The organism is Streptococcus sanguinis SK355 (assembly GCF_000212855.1).
GTDB classification, from domain to species: Bacteria; Bacillota; Bacilli; order Lactobacillales; family Streptococcaceae; genus Streptococcus; species Streptococcus sanguinis_A.
Genome location: NZ_GL890993.1, coordinates 1,775,658 through 1,796,098, shown reverse-complemented (window position 1 = coordinate 1,796,098; position 20,441 = coordinate 1,775,658). Strand labels below are relative to the sequence as shown.

General features: G+C 42.1%; 23 protein-coding genes. 20 read left to right on the top strand and 3 right to left on the bottom strand.

The genetic code is table 11. From position 1 onward, the window contains the following. Positions 1–118: 118 nt before the first annotated feature. Genes HMPREF9389_RS02800 through HMPREF9389_RS02810 form a run of 3 tightly spaced genes read right to left on the bottom strand, consistent with a single transcriptional unit; the run spans position 119 to position 1,912 of the window. Positions 119–682 carry an ECF transporter S component gene (locus HMPREF9389_RS02800; protein ID WP_002930513.1) on the bottom strand — a complete coding sequence of 188 codons (564 nt, stop codon included), beginning with the start codon at positions 680–682 and terminating at the stop codon, positions 119–121. Next, entirely contained in the window at positions 666–1,217 is a 552-nt protein-coding gene (gene coaC / locus HMPREF9389_RS02805; protein ID WP_032906563.1) for a phosphopantothenoylcysteine decarboxylase, read from the bottom strand. Before coaC ends, HMPREF9389_RS02800 begins: the two co-directional genes overlap by 17 nt. 11 nt (positions 1,218–1,228) lie before the next feature. Continuing rightward, positions 1,229–1,912 carry a phosphopantothenate--cysteine ligase gene (locus HMPREF9389_RS02810; protein WP_002930510.1) on the bottom strand — a complete coding sequence of 228 codons (684 nt, stop codon included), beginning with the start codon at positions 1,910–1,912 and terminating at the stop codon, positions 1,229–1,231. A 213-nt stretch (positions 1,913–2,125) separates the two neighbouring features. Between HMPREF9389_RS02810 and HMPREF9389_RS02815 the strand changes: the two genes are divergently transcribed. The 20 genes from HMPREF9389_RS02815 to HMPREF9389_RS02905 all read left to right on the top strand — a co-directional run bounded on the left by HMPREF9389_RS02815 (position 2,126) and on the right by HMPREF9389_RS02905 (position 20,343). Next, complete coding sequence (locus tag HMPREF9389_RS02815) at positions 2,126–3,796, top strand: formate--tetrahydrofolate ligase (protein ID WP_002930507.1); 1,671 nt, start codon at positions 2,126–2,128, stop codon at positions 3,794–3,796. Positions 3,797–3,867: 71 nt separating this feature from the next. Continuing rightward, complete coding sequence (locus tag HMPREF9389_RS02820) at positions 3,868–4,395, top strand: GNAT family N-acetyltransferase (RefSeq protein ID WP_002930505.1); 528 nt, start codon at positions 3,868–3,870, stop codon at positions 4,393–4,395. Between the two features lie 5 nt (positions 4,396–4,400). Continuing rightward, a complete protein-coding gene (locus HMPREF9389_RS02825) occupies positions 4,401–5,009 on the top strand; it encodes a DUF5052 family protein (RefSeq protein ID WP_002930503.1) in 609 nt (202 codons plus the stop codon). A gap of 3 nt (positions 5,010–5,012) precedes the next feature. Continuing rightward, positions 5,013–5,666, top strand: a complete 654-nt coding sequence (locus HMPREF9389_RS02830) for a DNA alkylation repair protein (RefSeq protein WP_002930502.1) — start codon at positions 5,013–5,015, stop codon at positions 5,664–5,666. Then, positions 5,663–6,187 carry a GNAT family N-acetyltransferase gene (locus tag HMPREF9389_RS02835; protein WP_002930500.1) on the top strand — a complete coding sequence of 175 codons (525 nt, stop codon included), beginning with the start codon at positions 5,663–5,665 and terminating at the stop codon, positions 6,185–6,187. Before HMPREF9389_RS02830 ends, HMPREF9389_RS02835 begins: the two co-directional genes overlap by 4 nt. Positions 6,188–6,370: 183 nt before the next feature. Then, positions 6,371–6,496 (top strand): hypothetical protein, encoded by a 126-nt coding sequence (locus HMPREF9389_RS12315; protein WP_002930498.1) that lies wholly within the window; start codon positions 6,371–6,373, stop codon positions 6,494–6,496. A gap of 127 nt (positions 6,497–6,623) precedes the next feature. After that, the gene (locus tag HMPREF9389_RS02840) at positions 6,624–7,700 is read left to right on the top strand and encodes an aspartate-semialdehyde dehydrogenase (protein WP_002930496.1); all 1,077 of its coding nucleotides are present in this window, start codon (positions 6,624–6,626) and stop codon (positions 7,698–7,700) included. Positions 7,701–7,779: 79 nt separating this feature from the next. Continuing rightward, positions 7,780–8,715: a 4-hydroxy-tetrahydrodipicolinate synthase gene (gene dapA, locus HMPREF9389_RS02845; RefSeq protein WP_002930491.1), complete on the top strand. Its 936-nt coding sequence runs from the start codon at positions 7,780–7,782 to the stop codon at positions 8,713–8,715. 59 nt (positions 8,716–8,774) lie between these two features. After that, positions 8,775–9,374, top strand: a complete 600-nt coding sequence (locus tag HMPREF9389_RS02850) for a hypothetical protein (RefSeq protein ID WP_002930489.1) — start codon at positions 8,775–8,777, stop codon at positions 9,372–9,374. A 279-nt stretch (positions 9,375–9,653) separates the two neighbouring features. Further along, the gene (locus tag HMPREF9389_RS02855; RefSeq protein ID WP_002930483.1) at positions 9,654–9,992 is read left to right on the top strand and encodes an ATP cone domain-containing protein; all 339 of its coding nucleotides are present in this window, start codon (positions 9,654–9,656) and stop codon (positions 9,990–9,992) included. A 144-nt stretch (positions 9,993–10,136) separates the two neighbouring features. After that, entirely contained in the window at positions 10,137–10,988 is an 852-nt protein-coding gene (ylqF, locus tag HMPREF9389_RS02860) for a ribosome biogenesis GTPase YlqF (protein WP_002930481.1), read from the top strand. After that, positions 10,975–11,739, top strand: coding sequence for a ribonuclease HII (locus HMPREF9389_RS02865; protein WP_002930479.1), 765 nt, complete (start codon positions 10,975–10,977; stop codon positions 11,737–11,739). The genes ylqF and HMPREF9389_RS02865 overlap by 14 nt, the downstream gene beginning before the upstream one ends. Positions 11,740–11,758: 19 nt before the next feature. Next, positions 11,759–12,322, top strand: a complete 564-nt coding sequence (locus HMPREF9389_RS02870) for a sugar O-acetyltransferase (protein WP_032906561.1) — start codon at positions 11,759–11,761, stop codon at positions 12,320–12,322. A gap of 129 nt (positions 12,323–12,451) precedes the next feature. Continuing rightward, entirely contained in the window at positions 12,452–13,294 is an 843-nt protein-coding gene (dprA, locus tag HMPREF9389_RS02875; protein ID WP_002930475.1) for a DNA-processing protein DprA, read from the top strand. 84 nt (positions 13,295–13,378) lie between these two features. Continuing rightward, positions 13,379–15,472, top strand: a complete 2,094-nt coding sequence (topA, locus tag HMPREF9389_RS02880; RefSeq protein ID WP_002930474.1) for a type I DNA topoisomerase — start codon at positions 13,379–13,381, stop codon at positions 15,470–15,472. Positions 15,473–15,528: 56 nt separating this feature from the next. Continuing rightward, on the top strand, positions 15,529–16,023 hold the full coding sequence (locus HMPREF9389_RS02885; protein ID WP_002930473.1) for a hypothetical protein: 495 nt from the start codon (positions 15,529–15,531) through the stop codon (positions 16,021–16,023). Positions 16,024–16,116: 93 nt separating this feature from the next. Next, complete coding sequence (gene trmFO, locus HMPREF9389_RS02890; protein WP_002930472.1) at positions 16,117–17,451, top strand: methylenetetrahydrofolate--tRNA-(uracil(54)-C(5))-methyltransferase (FADH(2)-oxidizing) TrmFO; 1,335 nt, start codon at positions 16,117–16,119, stop codon at positions 17,449–17,451. 115 nt (positions 17,452–17,566) lie between these two features. Next, a complete protein-coding gene (locus HMPREF9389_RS02895; protein ID WP_002930471.1) occupies positions 17,567–18,391 on the top strand; it encodes an alpha/beta hydrolase in 825 nt (274 codons plus the stop codon). A 32-nt stretch (positions 18,392–18,423) separates the two neighbouring features. Further along, on the top strand, positions 18,424–19,164 hold the full coding sequence (locus tag HMPREF9389_RS02900) for an esterase family protein (protein WP_002930469.1): 741 nt from the start codon (positions 18,424–18,426) through the stop codon (positions 19,162–19,164). A 12-nt stretch (positions 19,165–19,176) separates the two neighbouring features. After that, positions 19,177–20,343: an ATP-grasp domain-containing protein gene (locus tag HMPREF9389_RS02905; protein WP_002930463.1), complete on the top strand. Its 1,167-nt coding sequence runs from the start codon at positions 19,177–19,179 to the stop codon at positions 20,341–20,343. Positions 20,344–20,441 lie beyond the last annotated feature (98 nt).

Genomic DNA, 20,441 nt, shown 5'->3' with positions numbered 1-20,441 from the left:
ACCCAGAAAACGATGAAATACTTTTCAAGCTATCGTTTCAAGGGTTTCAGAATATTAGAGCTGAATTGCAGTATAAAAAAGACCAAAGCAAGGCTTGGTCTGGAAAGCTAAATCATCATCATTTTTTAGCTTTTTCAAGTGCAGGGATGATAGTTGCTGTCAAAATTGCAGAAATGATTAACTCGGCAATGGAATTTGCTGATAGAATCACAGCCAGAAGTGCTTTGATATCTCCTTGATAAACATTTGCAAAGAGAAAGAAGATACCGCCCAAGACGAAGATGGTATTAGTGGCAGAACCAACGGAACCTGCCACAATCAAGCCAGCCTTATTTTTCATAGCTTTATATACGAAATAAGGAGTGATACCGATGAGAATCCGAGGCACCATGGCAACAAGAAGCGAAGAAAGGCTTCCATTTGGCACAAAAGGGCTAAAGAGATAGCTGGTGGGCAGCAGCACCAAGGTATTGGTAACAACGCTGATACATCCCATAAGGCCACCTAAAACAGCTCCGACTTTAGGGCCATAGAGGATACTGGCGATAATCACTGGAATGTGAATAATCGTAGGTTTAATCGGTACTGGAAGTAAGTTGAAAATGACTGAGCTGAGTAGGTGCAGTACCAACATAATGGCAAAGAAAATAGCAATTTGAGCAATTTTAGACTGTTTTTTCATAAATAAGTTCCTTTACTGTATCAATAATTGTATCAATCTCAGCTAGAGCACCTGTCCCCTGATCGCCACAGGCTAGAACAGCTTCGCGTGGTTGGATAATCTTCCATCCAAAACGCTGCAGACGCTCCAAATTGTGCTGGGTTAGTGGATTTTCAAACATCTTAGTGTTCATAGCTGGAGCTAAAACTTTCTTCGTATGAGGTGGCAGAGCCAGGGCAGTAGCTGTCACCATATTATCAGCTAAGCCGTTAGCTAATTTAGCGATGGTATTGGCTGTTGCAGGCGCAAGCAGAAAGAGGTCAGACTCTTTAGCGATGTCAATGTGATTGACCTTGCTAGGGTCAGGTTCTTGCATAATATCAATTGCAACTGACCTTTGTGACAAGACTTGTAGAGTCAGCGGTGTGATAAATTCTGTCGCTGCCTCTGTCATGAGGACAGCAACTTCAAAGTTCTCTTTCTTTAGACGACTGGTGATGTCAGCAGCCTTGTAAGCTGATATGCTGCCACTGACGGCTAAGGTAATCTGTGTCATCATTTACCTCCTTATGGACTATGGATATGCAGGTAGAGGAGCTGAGCAATTTCTTCTTTGGATTGAGATCGGGTTACAGTATCATTTCCGACAAGATAGGCTTTGTGCTCCTGATTAGAAATCTCTGTCAAATCGTTGGCAACAATGATTTCAGCCTGATTTTTTATGAGACTGGCTCGTGCGGTCTTGAGTAGCTCTTCCTTAGAAACATCGACCAAGAGTTTAAAGCCAATCAAGCGAATGTGCGGATTCCATTTTTTTATCAGACTGATGATTTTCGGTGTCTTTTTGAGAAAAAGAACTTGAACATCATCCTGAGAAGAAATCTTGCTTTCTGAGTTAGTCTTATCCAGAAATTCAGTCATATCAGAGCTAGCTGCTACAGCTTCCAAACCAGTCATGTAGACGGGAGTATAGTCAGAGACTGCCATTGCATGAATCAGTACATCATGTGTGTGAACGAGTGGCTCCAAGCTTTCAAGCAGTTCTGCAACATTTTCAATCTGGACAATGGTAAGATTGGGATGAGCTGCAGGGCGGACAGCCATGGGAGTCGTCACCAGAGTCACCTGATCGCCCTTGTCTAGGAAAGTTTCAGTTATGATTTTGCCAAGCCGGCCTGTCGAATGATTGGTAATAGAGCGGACACGGTCGATTTTCTCGCTGGTCCCGCCAGAAGTAATCAATATGTTCATAGAACTATTTTACAAGAAAAAAGAAATTTAGTAAAATAATTCTAATTGCAGAGTGTCACAGCGGAAAATAACTCTCTGAAATCTTATATTTTAGAGAATATAATTTTCTTAACTTTCCTTTTTTCCGAACATTAAAATCTTTTTAGAGCTGAATCATGTAGATTTTGCTCTTTTTTGTTATAATCTTTATATTAATTGACAGAGGAGTTCTTGATGAAAACAGATATTGAAATTGCTCAAAGTGTTGAATTGCAGCCTATTGTTGATGTAGTGAAAAAAGTTGGCATCAACTATGACGACTTGGAATTATATGGTAAGCATAAGGCTAAGCTCAGCTTTGATAAAATTCGTGAGGTTGAAAAAAATCCTGTTGGGAAACTGATTTTGGTAACAGCGATCAATCCAACTCCAGCTGGAGAAGGCAAATCTACCATTACCATTGGACTGGCTGACGCGCTTAACAAGATTGGCAAGAAAACTATGATTGCCATCCGCGAACCATCTTTGGGGCCGGTTATGGGCATCAAAGGGGGAGCAGCCGGCGGCGGTCACGCGCAAGTTTTACCGATGGAAGATATCAACTTGCATTTTACTGGTGATATGCATGCCATCACGACTGCCAATAATGCCCTATCAGCTCTTATCGATAATCATCTTCATCAGGGAAATGCTTTGGGTATCGATCAGCGTCGTATTATCTGGAAGCGGGTAGTTGACCTAAATGACCGAGCACTGCGCCATGTGACTGTCGGCTTAGGCAGTCCGCTCAACGGTATTCCGCGGGAAGATGGTTTTGATATCACGGTTGCCTCTGAAATTATGGCGATTCTTTGCCTAGCTACGGATATTGAAGATTTGAAGAAGCACTTGGCTAACATTGTCATCGGTTATCGCTATGACCGTACACCAGTCTATGTTCGTGACCTTGAGGTAGAAGGAGCCTTGGCTTTGGTCTTGAAAGATGCGATTAAGCCAAATCTAGTTCAGACTATTTACGGGACACCAGCCTTTGTTCATGGCGGACCTTTTGCCAATATCGCCCATGGCTGTAGTTCTGTTTTAGCGACTAGCACAGCGCTGCGCTTGGCCGATTATACAGTGACAGAAGCAGGATTTGGTGCGGACCTTGGTGCTGAAAAATTCTTAGATATTAAAACACCAAACTTACCAACTTCTCCAGATGCAGTAGTGATTGTTGCGACCTTGCGCGCCCTCAAGATGAATGGTGGAGTAGCTAAGGATGCACTTACAGAAGAGAATGTTGAGGCGATCCGAGCTGGTTTTGCTAATCTCAAGCGGCATGTTGAAAATATCCGTAAGTTCGGTATTCCAGTGGTAGTAGCCATCAATGAATTTGTTTCAGATACGGAAGCTGAAATTGCTACTCTTAAGGAACTCTGTGCAGAAATCAATGTACCAGTTGAGTTAGCCAGTGTCTGGGCTGATGGTGCCGAAGGTGGTGTGTCTCTGGCTGAGACTGTAGTCAAAACCATTAATGAAGAACCTGCTCATTACACTCGCCTCTATGACAATGATTTATCTATTGAAGAAAAAATCGAGAAAATTGTCAGAGAAATCTATCGTGGTTCAAAAGTGAACTTTGAGAAAAAAGCGCAGACTCAAATTCGAGAAATTGTCAAAAACGGCTGGGACAAACTACCAATCTGCATGGCTAAAACACAGTATAGCTTTTCAGACAATCCTGCTGCTCTGGGCGCGCCAGAAAATTTCGAAATTACCATTCGTGAATTGGTACCAAAACTTGGGGCAGGCTTTATCGTGGCTTTGACAGGAGATGTCATGACCATGCCAGGATTGCCAAAACGTCCTGCGGCACTCAATATGGACGTTGCAGCAGACGGCACAGTGATTGGTCTATTTTAATCTTGGTTTAAAAGGCTCTTTACGAGTCTTTTTTGGTATAATAATGAAAATACGGAGAATGTGGAGTCATTATGGATATCAGATTTGCTAAGCCATCAGATGCCAGAGCCTTGTTAGATATTTACGCGCCTTATGTAGAAAATACAGCCATCACTTTTGAATATGAAGTACCGACCATTGAGGATTTTGGAACTAGGATTGGGAAAACATTGGAAAAATATCCTTATCTGGTAGCGGAAGAAGATGGTGTAGTCTTAGGTTATGCTTACGCTTCGACTTATTATGCGCGTGCAGCTTATGATTGGGCAGTAGAATTATCAGTCTATGTCAGTCAAGATGCTCGAGGAAAAGGAGTCGGCAGCAAGCTTTATGATAAGCTCGAAGACCTGTTAGATCAGATGGGATATATGCATTTTCTAGCCTGTATTTCTCTGCCAAACGAAGCTAGCATTGCTTTTCATACTAAGCGAGGTTATGAGCAGGTAGCACATTTCCCTAAAATTGGCTATAAATTCGAACGTTGGCATGACATTGTTTGGCTGCAAAAGTCCTTAGACAAGCAAGCTAAACCAATCAAGCTTTTAAAAGAAAAGGAGTAGGAAGTATGAAAAAGAAACATTTATTAATAACTCTTCTAAGTATTGGCCTTTTGACCTTGACCGGCTGTCAGGCCGTTGAAAATTGGTTTAAAAATGCCAAGGAGGAATGGATTGGTTTAGAGATGACGGTTCGCACCTATGATGAAAATTCTCAGCTCATTGACCAGATGTCAGGCAAGTCCCTATCCATTTCGCGCAACGAGGAATTTGACTCAGTTGATGCGGAAGGAAATTCCAAGGAAGACTCATCTGTGCTCAAAATCACCTTGGGTAAGTATGAGATTGACCATGTGGGATCTTCCTTAATAGCAGAAGAAAAAGGCTTGAAAGATGTGTTTGCCCAGTATCAAAAGACGGCAGATGTTGAGGAGAATAGCCATTCAGTTCCCGTTTTAAATCGCATGATTTCAGCTTTTAAAAACGACTTTACTGGCAAGAAGAAGGTCATTCTGATTCGCTCTCAAAACGGGACTCCTCTAGCAGCTTATGCTGGCGACCGTGTCTCTCTTGATAAGTCAGATGCTCCTAAAACTTCTGAGTTGCTGATTGACGGCAAGCGTCTCGTTATTTACCGCTGTGACTACACTATTTATGACCGTGAATTGCTGGAGTAAGCTATGAATGTAGAGGAATTGGTAAAAGAGTTAAAAGCTGTAGCTAACCCTGATGATGCAGTGGCTATGAAATCCTATATGAAAAATAAATTTGAGTTTCTAGGAGTCAAGACTCCAGCCAGACGGAAACTCGCAAAAGCTTTTTTCAAACAACAGACTGACTCCGTAATTGACTGGAATTTTATAAATGATGCTTGGAATAATCCTTATCGAGAATTGCAGTATGCCGCGCTAGATTATCTGGAGATTCGCAAGAAGCTATTGACTCCATCTGACTTGCCACGTTTGAAAAAGCTGGCCCAAACAAAATCTTGGTGGGATACTATTGACTTTTTGGATCGCTTAGTCGGATTAATCATTTATCAATTCCCAGAAACCAAAGAGATTATTTTATCCTGGAGTTGTAATGAGGATATCTGGCTGCGGCGCTTGGCTATTGACCATCAACTACTGCGAAAAGAGGAAACTGATACTGAACTTTTAGAACAGATTTTAGTGAATAATCTTGGTCAAACAGAATTCTTTATTAACAAGGCCATCGGTTGGGCGCTGAGAGATTATTCTAAAACCAATCTAGAATGGGTCAGAGATTTTATCGAGCGACATCAGGCAGAAATGGCTGCGCTTAGTATCCGAGAGGGAAGTAAGTATTTATGAAACATATTTATTTAAAATATCTGGAAGAGAAAGATTATTCGGCTTGGCTGGAAGGATTTTCCGATAGACTGCCTTCCCAATCCCCATTTGATGATGGGCTTTTAGATATGACGATTTGTACAGAAAGTTGTTTTGCGGATTTGGTGGCTAAGCACCGAGATTTCCGAGAGAAAGACCAACAGTATATTTGGGGAATTTATGATGCAAAAAACGGAAAACATGTAGGAATGGTTAATTTATTTGTGCTGGCTAGAGACGATTTTCAATGGGCGGAAATAGGTTATACGATACATAATCAATTTTGGCGTCAGGGCTACGTCAGAGCTATGCTAGGTGAACTTAAGAAAGTCAGTCGTGAACTAGGATTTCATCGTTTAGAAGCACATGTTGATCTACAAAATATCCCTTCACAGAATTTGCTGGAGCAAGCTGATTTCTATCTTGAAGGAGTACGGAAACAATTCCAAAAAGAAGATCAGGAATGGAAAGATAGACAAGTTTTTGTTTATATTTTAGATTAAATACCTTGACAAAACGGAAAAAGATAAGGTAAACTATATTTCGTGCGATGAGTCGATATGCAGATTTTCTGCAAATTGAAGCATGGGAGGTCATAACGCAGGAGCGGACCTTGATCGGTTGTGTGAACCTGCTGATCACACGAAAGTGCCCTTATCCCCAATCTACGGATTGGGGATTTTTCTATGTCTCTTAGAGAGGTAGGAGCGTTAGTTGAAGCCGAGCTTAGAGACATTGATGCTGAGATGGTTGGCGTCGTGAGTGCTATTGCTCTTGATGAAACAACTTCGCAGAAGGCGGTTGAGTCGTAGAGCGGTGTGTAAATGCAGTTTATCTAAAATATAGAACATTTATTCTTTAGAACCATTTGCATTTTTCCCTAAAAATAGTATAATACTAACAATACAAAATTTTTTGAAAATTCAGAGAGGTTATCGCATGGGATATACAGTTGCTGTAGTAGGTGCCACTGGCGCCGTTGGATCTCAAATGATTAAAATGCTGGAAGAATCTAGCCTTCCAATTGATAAAATACGCTATCTGGCGTCTGCTCGTTCAGCTGGTAAAGTTCTCCAGTTCAAGGGACAAGATATTACTATTGAAGAGACGACAGAGACAGCTTTTGAAGGTGTAGATATCGCTCTCTTTTCAGCTGGTGGTTCTACCTCAGCAAAATTCGCTCCTTACGCAGTCAAAGCTGGAGCGGTAGTGGTCGATAACACCTCTTATTTCCGTCAAAATCCTGATGTTCCTCTGGTTGTTCCAGAAGTCAACGCCCATGCCTTAGATCAGCACAAGGGAATTATCGCTTGCCCTAACTGCTCGACAATTCAGATGATGGTGGCTTTAGAGCCTGTTCGTCAGCAATGGGGGCTGGAGCGCATCATTGTGTCTACCTATCAAGCAGTTTCTGGTGCAGGTATGGGAGCCATTCTTGAAACCCAAGCTCAATTGCGTTCTGTTCTCAATGATGGTGTAAATCCTAAGGACACGGAAGCCAATATCCTGCCATGTGGCGGTGATAAAAAACATTATCCTATTGCTTTTAATGCCTTACCTCAGATTGATGTCTTTACAGATAACGACTACACTTATGAAGAGATGAAGATGACTAAGGAAACTAAGAAAATCATGGAAGATGATTCAATTGCTGTTTCTGCGACATGTGTCCGTCTTCCAATCTTGTCTGCTCACTCAGAGTCTGTCTACATCGAGACTAAGGAAGTTGCACCTATTGATCAGGTAAAAGCAGCAATTTCAGCCTTTCCTGGTGCTGTTCTGGAGGATGATGTAGCGCATCAGGTTTATCCGCAAGCAATCAATGCGGTTGGTAAGAAAGAAACCTTTGTCGGCCGGATTCGTAAAGATCTAGATGCAGAAAAAGGAATCCATATGTGGGTGGTTTCAGACAACCTTCTTAAAGGAGCAGCTTGGAACTCTGTTCAAATCGCAGAGACACTGCATGATCGTGGTTTAGTTCGTCCGACAGCAGAAGTTGTTTTTGAATTAAAATAAAGTGACCAAGGAAACTTGACAGCACAGGGTTGAATAATCGTTCTTTCAACCCTCTTTTCGTATAAAGAGAGGTAAGTTTATGGCGTATTCGGATCTGAAAAACTGTAAAATCATCACAGCTTTTATCACACCTTTTCATGAAGATGGTTCCATCAATTTTGAAGCTATTCCAGACTTGATTGAGCACCTTTTGGCTCACCATACGGATGGGATTTTACTTGCTGGAACGACTGCTGAAAGTCCAACCCTGACTCACGATGAAGAGTTGGAGCTTTTTGCGGCAGTTCAAAAGGTTGTCAAGGGGCGTGTTCCTTTGATAGCCGGTGTCGGTACCAACGAAACGCGCGATTCTATCGAATTCGTCAAAGAAGTAGATGAATTTGGTGGTTTTGCAGCTGGTTTGGCCATTGTACCTTATTACAACAAACCTTCTCAGGAAGGGATGTATCAGCACTTTAAAGCCATTGCGGATGCTTCAAACCTGCCCATCATTATCTACAATATACCTGGCCGGGTAGTGGTTGAGATGACGCCTGAGACCATGCTGAGACTGGCAGAGCATCCAAATATTATCGGGGTTAAAGAATGTACCAGTCTAGCGAATATGGCCTATCTGATTGAGCATCGTCCAGAGGAGTTTCTGATTTATACCGGTGAGGACGGCGATGCCTTTCATGCTATGAATCTGGGGGCTGATGGAGTTATTTCAGTTGCTTCTCACACAAACGGTGATGAAATGTTTGAAATGCTGGATGCCATTGAACACAATGACATCAAAAAAGCAGCAGCTATCCAACGGAAATTCATCCCTAAAGTCAATGCGCTTTTCTCTTACCCAAGTCCAGCTCCAGTCAAGGCAGTCCTCAATTATTTGGGCTTTGCAGCCGGCCCAACCCGCTTACCACTTGTACCTGCGCCTGAAGAAGATGCCAAACGCATTATCAAGGTCGTGGTTGATGGCGACTACCAAGCAACTAAAGAGACGGTTAAAGGCGTTCTAAGACCGGATTATTGATTGATGCAGCAGTCTTAGGAATGCCATAGATAAAAATAATTAAGAAAGAATTGAATATTGTGACAGAAAAACATAGTGAACGAATTGAGGAGTATAAAACTAAGCATAGACTGGAAAAACTTGAAGGTAAAAAAGTTTATGATAAGCCGGTTATTCGGACCGGTGATAAGGCAGGATGCTATGGTTCAGCATTTATTTTGCTTGGATTTGTTTTAGGAGTTATTTATTTACTTCTTATACTTATAACAGATTGGGATCTGAAGCTTCTCTCTTTCATCTGGGAAACACTTGTTGCGTTAGGGATTGTTTTCAGTCTTTTTGGAGCTTTTAAAATTGGTCAGTTGGAGTTGCACAGTTTGTCAATGGTAGCTGATAAAGAGAAAAATTTTGAAATCGATAAAGCTTTCAATCTTTATAACATCATTCACAAACCAACAAAGAAAATTCTACTTCAATATGATAGTGAGGATGATAGTTTAATTTCTCTGAACGCTGGAGGAGAGTTATTAGTTGAGCTCTTAAAGAGAGTTGAAGAAGAGAAATTGTCATTTAAGCCTATTAACAAAACATTGAGATTAGAAGAAGTGTCTGAAACTCACTGGAAAATGTATTATCGTTACAAAAGACAAGACATAACATTAGAGAAATCCGATACATAATGTTTTGATTGCTAAGTTAGTCGTCTTGACTTAAACTTAAAAGTGAATTCAGTATCTGATAGTTTATGAAAACCATAAAATGGATTGCCCAGAGCAGTCCTTTTATATAGTCTTTTAAGACTAAAGGAAAAAGAGGGCTTCTTTTGAAAAATATTGGAAAAAATTATATAATGTAAAAGTATGGTCTATTTTTGAGCAGACTATAGATAACTGGACTGGCAGCAGTCATGTTATAGACATACATTAGATTAGAAATATATAATATAAAAGGAGTTTTTTATGCAAGTTATTAAACGGAGTGGTGAAGTCGTAGATTTTGACCCAGATAAAATTTATCAAGCGGTTTTAAAGGCGGCGCAGACTGTCTATGTGTTGACAGATGATTTGCGTCAGAATTTAGCGCAGGTTACTAAGAAAGTCGTTATGGATTTGGAAGAAGCGAAGGTTGAACGTGCGACGATCAGCATGATTCAGTCCATGGTTGAAAGCCGCCTCTTGGGTGCAGGTTATATTACCATTGCAGAGCATTATATTTCCTATCGCCTGCAACGCGATTTAGAGCGCAATGGCTATGGAGACCATATCGCTGTGCATCTACATTTTGAGCAAGTGAGATAAAATCAGAAAGGCCCAATAGGGTCTTTTTTTTGCTCTTGAGGTAGAGAGTATCACTTTAGAATTCACCCGCTTAAATTCTAGAAATATGTTAAAATAGGTAAAGATATAAAATTTTATCAATGAAACTCATTGAAAGGATAAATTATGGCAACGATTCAATGGTTTCCGGGGCATATGTCCAAGGCGCGGAGACAGGTACAGGAAAATATTAAGTTTGTTGATTTTGTGACGATACTGGTTGATGCGAGGCTTCCTTTATCCAGTCAAAATCCTATGCTGACTAAGATTGTGGGCGATAAACCTAAGCTTTTGATTTTAAACAAGGCTGATTTGGCAGACCCTGTTCGGATTAAGGAATGGCAGAGCTATTTTGAAAGTCAGGAAATTCCGACTTTATCTATTAATTCCAAAGAGCAATCTGCTGTAAAAAAAGTGACAGATGCAGCTAAGAAACTTATGGCTGATAAATTGGCGCGACAGAAAGAAAGAGGAATTCGCATCGAAACCCTGCGTACCATGATAATCGGTATTCCAAATGCTGGCAAATCAACCCTAATGAATCGCTTGGCTGGTAAGAAAATCGCTGTTGTAGGGAATAAGCCAGGTGTGACCAAGGGTCAGCAATGGCTCAAGTCAAATAAAGACTTGGAAATCTTAGATACACCTGGGATTCTCTGGCCTAAGTTTGAAGATGAGACGGTTGCTCTCAAGCTTGCTCTGACTGGAGCTATTAAGGATAATCTACTGCCTATGGATGAGGTAACGATTTTTGGCCTTAATTATTTTAAGGAGCATTATCCTGAGGAGCTGATAGCACGCTTCAAGCAGCTGGATCTAAGTCAGGAAGCGCCTGATATGATTATGGATATGACCAAAAAACTCGGCTTCCGCGATGACTATGACCGTTTTTACAGTCTTTTTGTCAAAGATGTCCGCGATGGCAAGCTAGGCCGTTATTGCTTGGACACTGTTGGAGAACTAGATGGCAACGATTAAAGAAATCCAGCAACGTTTAGAGTTAGTGACTGATTTGACTGATCCTTTTCTGGCAGAAGCAGCTAATGATTTGCGCAGTGGAGTTCAAAAAGCGATTGAAAAGCGCAAAAGAGTCATTCAAGCAGAGTTAGACGAAGATTGTCGTCTGGAGCAGATGTTACGGTATGAAAAAGAGCTTTATCAAGCAGGCTACCTGGCAATTGCTGGGATTGATGAGGTCGGTCGTGGTCCTCTAGCTGGACCAGTTGTCGCTGCAGCAGTTATCTTACCTCCAGGATGTAAGATTAAGGGGCTCAACGACAGTAAAAAAATTCCCAAGAAAAAACATCAAGAAATTTATAAAGAAGTTATGGATAAAGCTTTGGCAGTAGGTATTGGCCTGATGGACAGCGAGATTATTGATCAAGTTAATATCTACGAAGCGACCAAGCTTGCTATGAAAGAGGCTTTGTCTAAATTGAGTCTCAAGCCAGATTATCTTCTGATTGATGCCATGAAACTGGATGTTGAGATTCCACAAGAGTCCATCATCAAGGGCGATGCTAACTCTCTGTCTATCGCAGCGGCCAGTGTTGTTGCTAAGGTCACTCGGGATAAGCTGATGGCAGACTACGACAAGGAATATCCTGGCTATGATTTTGCGAAAAATGCTGGTTATGGGACCAAAAGTCATTTGCAAGGATTGGAAAGAAACGGCGTAACTCCTATTCATCGCAAGACATTTGAACCTGTAAAATCAATGTGTGAATAAACATAAAAAGGAGGATGCTATGCGAAGCGAATACGAAAAGATGATTGCTGGGGAGATTTACCGACCACAAGATGAAGATTTAAGAAAAATTAGAGCCTGCTCCAAAGAATTTCAATATCGTTTTAACCAAGAGCGAGACAGCGACCGGCGCAGTGCTATTATCAAAGAATGGTTTGGCAGCACAGGGGAGAATCTTGCTATGAAGCCTGATTTGGTCTGTGATTATGGAATCAATATTCATCTAGGGGAGAATTTTTATTCTAACTGGAATCTGACTATGTTGGACGTTTGCCCCATTCACATCGGAGATAATGCTTTGCTTGGTCCAAATTGCCAGTTTCTGACACCTCTTCATCCGCTTGATCCAGTGGAAAGAAATTCCGGTATTGAGTACGGAGCACCAATCACTATTGGCGATAATTTCTGGGCTGGCGGAGGTGTGACGATTCTGCCAGGCGTGACACTAGGGGATAATGTCGTGGTTGGTGCCGGAGCGATTGTGACCAAGTCTTTTGGTGACAATGTAGTCTTGGCTGGTAATCCAGCACGAATTATTAAGAAAATCCCTGTTCATAAAGAATAAAAGATGGGCTAAAGGCAATAGCCAAGAAAACCAGCTATTGACAATATCAAATTCAATAAAATCGTAAAGAAGGAACTGTATTGCAGTTCTTTTTTGAATTTTTTACGAATAAGAAAGTGAGGTGAAAAAATGAATAATTTTGAGATTTATAAAATGAAAAAAGCTGGTTTGACTAATCATCAGGTTTTAAATGTTTTGAGATACGCCGAGAGTAGAGATAGCAAGCTTTCTCTCCGAGATAAGGCTGTCGTATCTGAGTGCCGTAATCCCGCTCTCTTTATAGAGAAGTATAAACGTCTTGATCTACCAGCTTTGAAGGAAGAATTTGAACTTTTCCCGTCCTTTTCTATCTTGGATGATATTTACCCTTGGGATTTATGCGAGATTTATGATGCCCCGACTTTGTTATTTTATCAGGGAAATCTAAATCTACTAGAATTGCCCAAGGCTGCAGTCGTTGGCAGTCGAGACAGCAGCAAGCAAGGAAATGCCTCCGTACAAAAGATTGTCAAGGAGCTAAATAATGAATTGGTTATCGTTAGTGGCCTAGCTCGAGGGATTGATACAGCGGCTCATATGGCTGCCCTGCAAAACGGAGGTCAGACGATTGCTGTCATTGGTACTGGATTAGACGTCTTTTATCCCAAGGCCAACAAAAAATTACAAGCTTACATTGGAAAAAATCATTTATTGCTGACAGAGTATGGTCCAGGTGAACAGCCTTTGAAATTTCATTTTCCAGAGCGAAATCGGATCATAGCTGGTCTCTGTCGAGGCGTCATCGTGGCAGAAGCTAAGATGCGCTCAGGCAGTCTGATTACCTGTGAGCGAGCCATGGAAGAAGGGCGGGATGTCTTTGCTATTCCGGGGTCTATTTTAGATGGAAAATCTGACGGTTGCCATCATTTGATCCAAGAGGGCGCAAAGTGCATCACATCAGGCTCTGACGTCCTTTCTGAGTTTGATTTTTAAAACAAGTTTTCCTATAAGAAAAGTTAGCAGTTGACATCTATCAAAAAATAGTTTAAACTCTATGAGATTTATTTCTTATAGAAGGTGTCTAAATTGGTAACAAAAACAAAGAAAAAGTCTACGACCAAGAAAAATCTTGTCATCGTAGAGTCGCCTGCTAAGGCAAAAACAATAGAAAAATATCTGGGACGAAACTACAAGGTTCTGGCCAGTGTCGGGCATATTCGTGACCTGAAAAAGTCTACTATGTCCATTGATTTTGAGAACAACTATGAGCCGCAGTACATCAATATTCGTGGTAAAGGTCCCTTGATTAATGACTTGAAAAAAGAAGCGAAGAAAGCTAAACAAGTCTTTCTGGCAAGTGACCCGGACCGCGAAGGAGAAGCTATTTCTTGGCATCTGGCTCACATTCTGAATCTGGATGAGAAAGAGAAAAACCGTGTCGTCTTCAATGAAATCACCAAAGATGCGGTCAAGAATGCTTTTAAAGAGCCTCGCCAGATTGATATGGATTTGGTCGATGCCCAGCAGGCTCGTCGAGTTTTGGACCGCTTGGTGGGTTATTCCATTTCTCCTATTCTCTGGAAGAAAGTCAAAAAAGGCTTATCAGCTGGCCGGGTGCAGTCTGTCGCGCTCAAGCTGATTATTGACCGGGAAAATGAAATCAATGCCTTCAAACCAGAAGAATACTGGACAATTGACGGAACCTTCAAGAAGGGAACTCGTCAATTTCAGGCCAGCTTCTATGGTATGAATGGTAAAAAGATGAAGCTGACCAACAACGATGAGGTCAAAGAAGTTCTGTCTCACCTCAAAGGTGATGACTTTACAGTCGACAGTGTCGAAAAGAAAGAGCGTCGACGCAATGCTCCGCTGCCCTACACGACTTCCTCTATGCAGCAGGATGCCGCTAATAAGATTAATTTCCGGACTCGTAAGACCATGATGGTGGCTCAGCAGCTCTATGAGGGGATTAATATCGGTTCTGGCGTACAAGGTCTTATTACGTATATGCGTACCGACTCGACTCGTATCAGTCCAGTAGCGCAAAATGAAGCAGCAAGCTTTATCACGGATAAATTTGGCGCCAAATATTCCAAACATGGCAGCAAGGCCAAGAACGCTTCTGGCGCTCAAGATGCCCACGAAGCCATTCGTCCTTCCAGCGTTTTCAATACACCGGAAAGTATCGCAAAGTATCTGGATAAGGATCAACTTAAACTCTATACGCTAATTTGGAATCGCTTTGTTGCCAGCCAAATGACTGCAGCAGTCTTTGATACTATGAATGTCAAGCTGGGGCAAAATGGTGTCCAATTTGCTGCCAACGGCAGTCAGGTCAAGTTTGATGGCTATCTGGCTATTTATAACGACTCTGACAAAAATAAAATGCTGCCGGACATGGAAAAGGGTGATACAGTCAAACGTGTCAATACCAATCCAGAACAGCACTTTACGCAGCCACCTGCTCGTTATTCTGAAGCGACTCTCATCAAAACTTTGGAAGAAAATGGTGTTGGTCGTCCGTCTACCTATGCACCGACCATTGAAACTATTCAGAAACGCTATTACGTTAAGTTGGTTTCCAAGCGCTTTGAGCCGACGGAACTAGGGGAGATTGTCAATTCTCTGATTGTCGAATTCTTCCCAGGCATCGTAAATGTGAAATTTACAGCCGAAATGGAAGCAAAACTGGATGATGTAGAAGTTGGAAAAGAGCAGTGGCAGAAAGTTATTGACGAGTTTTACCAGCCTTTTGAAAAGGAAGTTGCTAAAGCCGAGACTGAAATGGAGAAAATCCAAATCAAGGATGAGCCAGCTGGTTTTGACTGTGAGGTCTGCGGCAGTCCAATGGTCATTAAGTTAGGTCGATTTGGCAAGTTCTACGCCTGCAGCAATTTCCCAGACTGTCGCCACACTCAGGCTATCGTCAAGGAAATCGGCGTGACCTGCCCACAGTGCCAAAAAGGTCAAGTTATCGAGCGTAAGACTAAGCGAAATCGCATTTTTTATGGATGTGATCGTTATCCAGACTGTGATTTCACATCTTGGGACAAGCCAGTCGGTCGGAACTGTCCAAAATGTGACCATTATCTGATCGAAAAGAAAGTTCGTGGTGGCGGCAAGCAAGTGGTCTGCAGCAATGGCGATTACGAAGAAGAAAAAGTGAAATAGCAATTTTACATAATTTATATTACGAAAAATATTTTCTGAAGAAGAGGTGCAGTTTTATGACAGATAAATTTGGAGAATTTCTAAAAATCGCGTCCCAACTGAATAAGATGGGAATTGTTCCACTTCTGATGGGGTCTCTAGGTCTGGAGCAAGTTACTGGACAAGACTGGCAGGCGCGTGATATTGATATTCATGTTCATGGTGATGAGCGTGGCTGGGAAGCACCAGATGAAGAACGTATTTACGATATGGACAAGATTGAGCCTATGATGGAGCGCTTGGGCTATCGCTTAGTCGATCTGCACGAGCATGAATTTCAAAAAGAAGGCTTATCTATTGAATTTGGAGCCATGGAAACCTTGGAGGCATTCGCTGGTGTGCCGCTAGAGGAGTTAACTCGAAAAGAAGTTGAAGATGTTGAGTTTCTACTGCCGAATGCAGAGCAATTCTTAGCTATCTACCGTGCTTCTTCCCAAGATTCTTACCGAAATGAAAATAACAATCATAAAGATTTTGCTAAGATTGCTTACTTGGAAAAAATGACAAAATGATGGACATTCAGGAATTCTCCTGTCTGTCTTTTTTACTATCTTTTTGTTATAATGGTCTGAGTGAAAATCTAGAAATATCCAAGGGAGAGTATCATGTCATCATCCTATATCAATGTTATCGGTGCTGGTCTGGCTGGCAGTGAAGCAGCTTACCAGATTGCCAAGCGTGGAATCCCCGTCAAACTCTATGAAATGCGGGGTGTTAAGTCAACTCCTCAACACAAAACTGCAGACTTTGCAGAACTGGTCTGCTCTAACTCTCTGCGAGGAGATGCGCTGACCAATGCAGTCGGTCTGCTCAAGGAAGAAATGCGGCGGTTGGACTCGGTCATTTTAAAAGCTGCAGAAGCGACTCGGGTGCCAGCAGGAGGTGCTCTAGCGGTTGATAGAGAAGGCTTTTCGCAGATGGTGACGGAACTAGTGACCAATCATCCATTGATTGAGGTCATTCGTGAAGAAATCACCGAAATTCCGGAGGATGCCATCACAGTCATTGCGACAGGGCCGTTAACCAGTGATGCTTTGGCCGAAAAAATCCACGCGCTCAATGGAGGCAACGGTTTTTATTTCTACGACGCAGCAGCGCCAATCATCGATGTCAATACCATTGATATGACCAAAGTCTATCTCAAATCCCGCTATGATAAGGGCGAAGCAGCCTATCTCAATGCGCCAATGACCAAGCAAGAATTTATGGATTTCCATGATGCTTTGGTCAATGCTGAGGAAGCACCGCTCAATTCTTTTGAGAAGGAAAAATACTTTGAAGGCTGCATGCCTATTGAAGTCATGGCTAAGCGAGGGATTAAAACCATGCTTTATGGACCCATGAAGCCGGTTGGTTTGGAATATCCAGATGACTACCAAGGACCTCGTGACGGTGAATTTAAGACGCCATACGCTGTGGTGCAGCTTCGTCAGGACAATGCAGCGGGCAGTCTCTACAATATCGTTGGCTTCCAGACCCATCTCAAATGGGGCGAACAAAAGCGGGTCTTTCAAATGATTCCTGGCCTTGAGAATGCAGAATTTGTCCGCTATGGTGTTATGCATCGAAACTCCTATATGGACTCTCCAAATCTGCTTGAACAGACTTTCCGCTCTAAGAAACAGCCAAATCTTTTCTTTGCAGGTCAAATGACTGGAGTTGAAGGGTACGTAGAGTCAGCAGCTTCAGGTCTAGTTGCTAGTATCAATGCTGCTCGACTCTTCAAAGGAGAAGAAGCACTTGTTTTTCCAGAAACAACAGCTATTGGAAGTCTGCCTCATTATGTTACTCATGCTGACAGCAAGCATTTCCAACCTATGAATGTCAATTTTGGCATTATCAAAGAGCTGGACGGCCCTCGAATTCGTGACAAGAAAGAGCGCTATGAGAAAATTGCTGAGCGAGCCTTGCAGGATTTACACCCTTATTTGGATAAATAATCTATTTTCTATCATTATCTAATAAAAATCATTAAAAAGTTAGGAAATTCCTAACTTTTTTGCTTAATTTGTGATATAATAAATAAAAATTTTGAAAATAGAAAGTTTTCTGAAAATGAATAAATCCTATTTTTATCTTGAAATGAAAACACATGAATTAGTCGTTCCTTATACTAAGCAAAAACGCCGTGTCCGCGTATTGCTTCCAAAGAACTATAGCCAGGATACAAATAAGACGTATCCCGTTGTTTATTTTCATGACGGACAAAATGTTCTCTATAGCAAAGAGTCTTTCAGCGGCCATTCTTGGAAGGTGATTCCGACAATTAAGCGTAATCCAGATATTGAAAAAATGATTGTCGTGGCTATTGACAACGATGGCCAACGGCGCATGAATGAATACGCAGCTTGGAAGTTCCAAGAGTCCAATATTCCCGGCATTCAGTTTGGCGGCAAGGGAACGGAGTATGCGGAGTTTGTCATGGAAGTTGTCAAGCCTTTTATTGACCAGCATTATCGGACCAAGTCTGATCGGTTGCATACGGCTATGATTGGCTCTTCTCTTGGAGGCAATATCAGCCAGTTTATCGGTGTTGAATACCAAGATCAGATTGGCTGTCTGGGCATCTTTTCATCAGCTAATTGGCTGCATCAGGAAGCTTTTGACCGTTATATTGAGAGAAAAAAACTTCAGGTAGACCAGCGAGTTTTCATTTATGTTGGGACGGAAGAGGCTGATGATACAGATAAGACATTGATGGCGGGCAATATCAAGCAGGCCTATATTGATTCATCGCTCAGCTATTTCCGGCAGTTACTTGTATCTGGGGTAGATTTGTCCAATATTCAGATTAAGATCCAGTCTGGAGCTATTCACAACGAGGTCGCTTGGGCGGAGCACTTGCCGGACTGTTTCCGTTTTATCGGCGAAAAATGGTAATCTAGTCAAACACTAAGAAAGAGGTAGAAACTATGCATGTAGAATTTTTAAGTCATTGGAGTGGCAATCTAGGTCGTGAAATGTATGTCAATCGCTATGGCCACTCTGGGCTCCCGATTATAGTCTTTGCATCATCAGGCGGCAGCCATAACGAGTATGCTGACTTTGGCATGATTGAAGCCTGCGCAGGTTTTATTGAGGCCGGTAAGGTCCAGTTTTTCACTCTTAGCAGTGTTGATAGTGAGAGCTGGTTGGCGGACTGGAAGCATCCTCACGATCGAGCAGAAATGCATCGTGCATATGAGCGTTATGTCATCGAGGAAGCTATTCCTTTCGTTAAGCATAAGACAGGCTGGTTTGACCCTATGATGACGACAGGCTGCTCCATGGGAGCTTATCATGCTGTTAATTTCTTCCTGCAGCATCCAGATGTTTTCAATAAAGTGATTGCCCTCAGTGGTGTCTATGATGCACGTTTCTTTGTCGGTGATAATTTGAGCGACGAAGTCATTTATCAAAACTCGCCAGCTGACTATATCTGGAACCAAAATGATGGCTGGTTTATTGACCGCTATCGACAGGCGGATATTATCGTTTGTACTGGCTTGGGCGACTGGGAGCAGGATGGCCTGCCTTCCTTCTACACGCTGAAAGAGGCTTTTGAGCATAAGAATATTCCAGCTTGGTTTGCTGAATGGGGCCATGATGTTTCCCACGACTGGATTTGGTGGCGTAAGCAAATGCCGTATTTCCTTAATGAACTCAATCTTTAAAGGAGGTTTCCTATGAATTATATCGTTATTTCTCCCTATTATCCGCAAAATTTTCAGCAGTTTACAGTGGAGCTGGCTAACAAAGGAATCACTGTTCTGGGAATTGGTCAGGAGCCTTATGACCAGCTAGACCAACCTTTGAAGGATTCATTGACTGAATATTTCAGAGTAGAAAATCTTGAAAATCTTGACGAAGTAAAAAGAGCTGTGGCCTTTCTTTTCTACAAGCATGGGCCTATCGATCGGATTGAGTCTCATAATGAATACTGGCTGGAACTGGACGCTGAGTTGCGTGAGCAATTCAATGTCTTTGGAGCAAAACCAAAAGACTTGAAAAAAACCAAGTTCAAATCTGAGATGAAGAAACTCTTTAAAAAAGCAGGTGTTCCAGTCGTACCCGGTCAGATTGTCAATACAGAAGCTGGAGCTGATTTGGCTGTCAAGAAACTTGGCCTGCCTTTGATTGCCAAGCCTGATAATGGAGTGGGAGCAGCTGCGACCTTTAAATTGGAAACAGCAGATGATGTCGAACGATTCAAGCAAGAATGGGATCATCAGACCGCTTATTTCTTTGAAAAGTTTGTCCAGTCTGGCGAAATCTGTACTTTTGATGGTTTGGTAGATAAGGACGGTCAGATTGTCTTTGCAACAACCTTTGACTATGCGCATACACCGCTGGATTTGATGATGTATAAGATGGATAATTCCTACTACGTTCTCAAGGATATGGATCCAAAACTCCGTACTTATGGAGAAGCGATTGTCAAAATCTTTGGCATGAAAGAGCGGTTTTTCCATATTGAGTTCTTCCGCGAAGGCGATGATTATGTAGCTATTGAGTACAATAACCGTCCAGCCGGTGGCTTTACCATTGATGTCTATAATTTCGCTCACTCAATCGATCTTTACAGAGGCTATGCAGCGATTGTAGCAGGAGAGCCTTTCCCGGCTGCCCACATGGAGCCACTGTATTGTTTGGCAACCTCGCGCCGTGCATCAACGAACTATGCTTACCCTGAGGCTGACTTGCTGGAGAAATACAGAGATAATTTCAAGGTTAAGAAAGACATGCCAGCCGCATTTGCGGAGCTGCAAGGTGACTACCTCTATATGCTGACAACACCAAGCCGCGAGCAGATGGAGCAGATGATTGCAGACTTTGCTAAACAGGCTGACTAATCAGAGGCATGCTCTGCTATTATTTTCCTATAACAGTTTCAAAATAGTAAAAACTACTCTAGCACAAAAAGTTTGTGAAATTTCTATTTTGGTGTCGG